The sequence below is a fragment of the Streptomyces sp. NPDC015171 genome, assembly GCF_043079545.1.
GTDB lineage: Bacteria > Actinomycetota > Actinomycetes > Streptomycetales > Streptomycetaceae > Streptomyces.
In genome coordinates, this window is sequence record NZ_JBIBUO010000053.1 from 1 (window position 1) to 2,426 (window position 2,426).

Consider the following 2,426-nt stretch of genomic DNA (forward strand, 5'->3'; position numbering starts at 1 on the left):
TCTCGTGACTGCGTGCCTTTTGAAGAATGAGCCTGCGAGTTTGCGGTGTGTTGCGAGGTTAACCCGTGTGGGGAAGCCGTAGCGAAAGCGAGTCCGAATAGGGCGATTTTAGTAGCACGCTCAAGACCCGAAGCGGAGTGATCTAGCCATGGGCAGGTTGAAGCGGAGGTAAGACTTCGTGGAGGACCGAACCCACCAGGGTTGAAAACCTGGGGGATGACCTGTGGTTAGGGGTGAAAGGCCAATCAAACTCCGTGATAGCTGGTTCTCCCCGAAATGCATTTAGGTGCAGCGTCGTGTGTTTCTTGCCGGAGGTAGAGCACTGGATAGGCGATGGGCCCTACCGGGTTACTGACCTTAGCCAAACTCCGAATGCCGGTAAGTGAGAGCGCGGCAGTGAGACTGTGGGGGATAAGCTCCATGGTCGAGAGGGAAACAGCCCAGAGCATCGACTAAGGCCCCTAAGCGTACGCTAAGTGGGAAAGGATGTGGAGTCGCACAGACAACCAGGAGGTTGGCTTAGAAGCAGCCACCCTTGAAAGAGTGCGTAATAGCTCACTGGTCTAGTGATTCCGCGCCGACAATGTAGCGGGGCTCAAGCGTACCGCCGAAGTCGTGTCATTGCAGCATGTAGCCCCAACGGGCGCTGTGATGGGTAGGGGAGCGTCGTCTGCCGGGTGAAGCAGCACCGGAAGGTAGTTGTGGACGGTTGACGAGTGAGAATGCAGGCATGAGTAGCGATACAAACGTGAGAAACGTTTGCGCCGATTGACTAAGGGTTCCTGGGTCAAGCTGATCTGCCCAGGGTAAGTCGGGACCTAAGGCGAGGCCGACAGGCGTAGTCGATGGATAACCGGTTGATATTCCGGTACCCGCTGTGAAGCGTCAAACATCGAGCATCGTGATGCTAAGGCCGTGAAGCCGTTCCGGACCCTTCGGGGAAAGGAAAGTGGTGGAGCCGCCGAACCAAGCGGTTAGTAGGTGAGTGATGGGGTGACGCAGGAAGGTAGTCCATCCCGGGCGGTGGTTGTCCCGGGGTAAGGGTGTAGGACGTTGTCCAGGTAAATCCGGACAGCACATAGTCTGAGACCTGATGCCGAGCCGATTGTGGTGAAGTGGATGATCCTATGCTGTCGAGAAAAGCCTCTAGCGAGTTTCATGGCGGCCCGTACCCTAAACCGACTCAGGTGGTCAGGTAGAGAATACCGAGGCGTTCGGGTGAACTATGGTTAAGGAACTCGGCAAAATGCCCCCGTAACTTCGGGAGAAGGGGGGCCATGCTTGGTGATCCGATTTACTCGGTGAGCTGGGTGTGGCCGCAGAGACCAGCGAGAAGCGACTGTTTACTAAAAACACAGGTCCGTGCGAAGCCGTAAGGCGATGTATACGGACTGACGCCTGCCCGGTGCTGGAACGTTAAGGGGACCGGTTAGCTCTGATTCGTCAGGGCGAAGCTGAGAACTTAAGCGCCAGTAAACGGCGGTGGTAACTATAACCATCCTAAGGTAGCGAAATTCCTTGTCGGGTAAGTTCCGACCTGCACGAATGGCGTAACGACTTCTCGACTGTCTCAACCATAGGCCCGGTGAAATTGCACTACGAGTAAAGATGCTCGTTTCGCGCAGCAGGACGGAAAGACCCCGGGACCTTTACTACAGTTTGATATTGGTGTTCGGTTCGGCTTGTGTAGGATAGCTGGGAGACTTTGAAGCAGGCACGCCAGTGTTTGTGGAGTCGTCGTTGAAATACCAGTCTGGTCGTGCTGGATGTCTAACCTGGGTCCGTGATCCGGATCAGGGACAGTGTCTGATGGGTAGTTTAACTGGGGCGGTTGCCTCCTAAAGAGTAACGGAGGCGCCCAAAGGTTCCCTCAGCCTGGTTGGCAATCAGGTGTTGAGTGTAAGTGCACAAGGGAGCTTGACTGTGAGACCGACGGGTCGAGCAGGGACGAAAGTCGGGACTAGTGATCCGGCGGTGGCTTGTGGAAGCGCCGTCGCTCAACGGATAAAAGGTACCCCGGGGATAACAGGCTGATCTTCCCCAAGAGTCCATATCGACGGGATGGTTTGGCACCTCGATGTCGGCTCGTCGCATCCTGGGGCTGGAGTCGGTCCCAAGGGTTGGGCTGTTCGCCCATTAAAGCGGTACGCGAGCTGGGTTTAGAACGTCGTGAGACAGTTCGGTCCCTATCCGCTGTGCGCGTAGGAATATTGAGAAGGGCTGTCCCTAGTACGAGAGGACCGGGACGGACGAACCTCTGGTGTGCCAGTTGTCCTGCCAAGGGCATGGCTGGTTGGCTACGTTCGGGAGGGATAACCGCTGAAAGCATCTAAGCGGGAAGCCTGCTTCGAGATGAGTATTCCCACCTCCTTGAGAGGGTAAGGCTCCCAGTAGACGACTGGGTTGATAGGCCAGATATGGAAGCC

The 2,426-nt window shown here is 56.1% G+C and carries 1 rRNA gene; it reads left to right on the forward strand.

Going from position 1 to position 2,426, the window contains the following annotated elements:
* A 23S ribosomal RNA gene (locus ACF073_RS41445) occupies positions 1-2,426 on the forward strand; the annotation flags it as partial.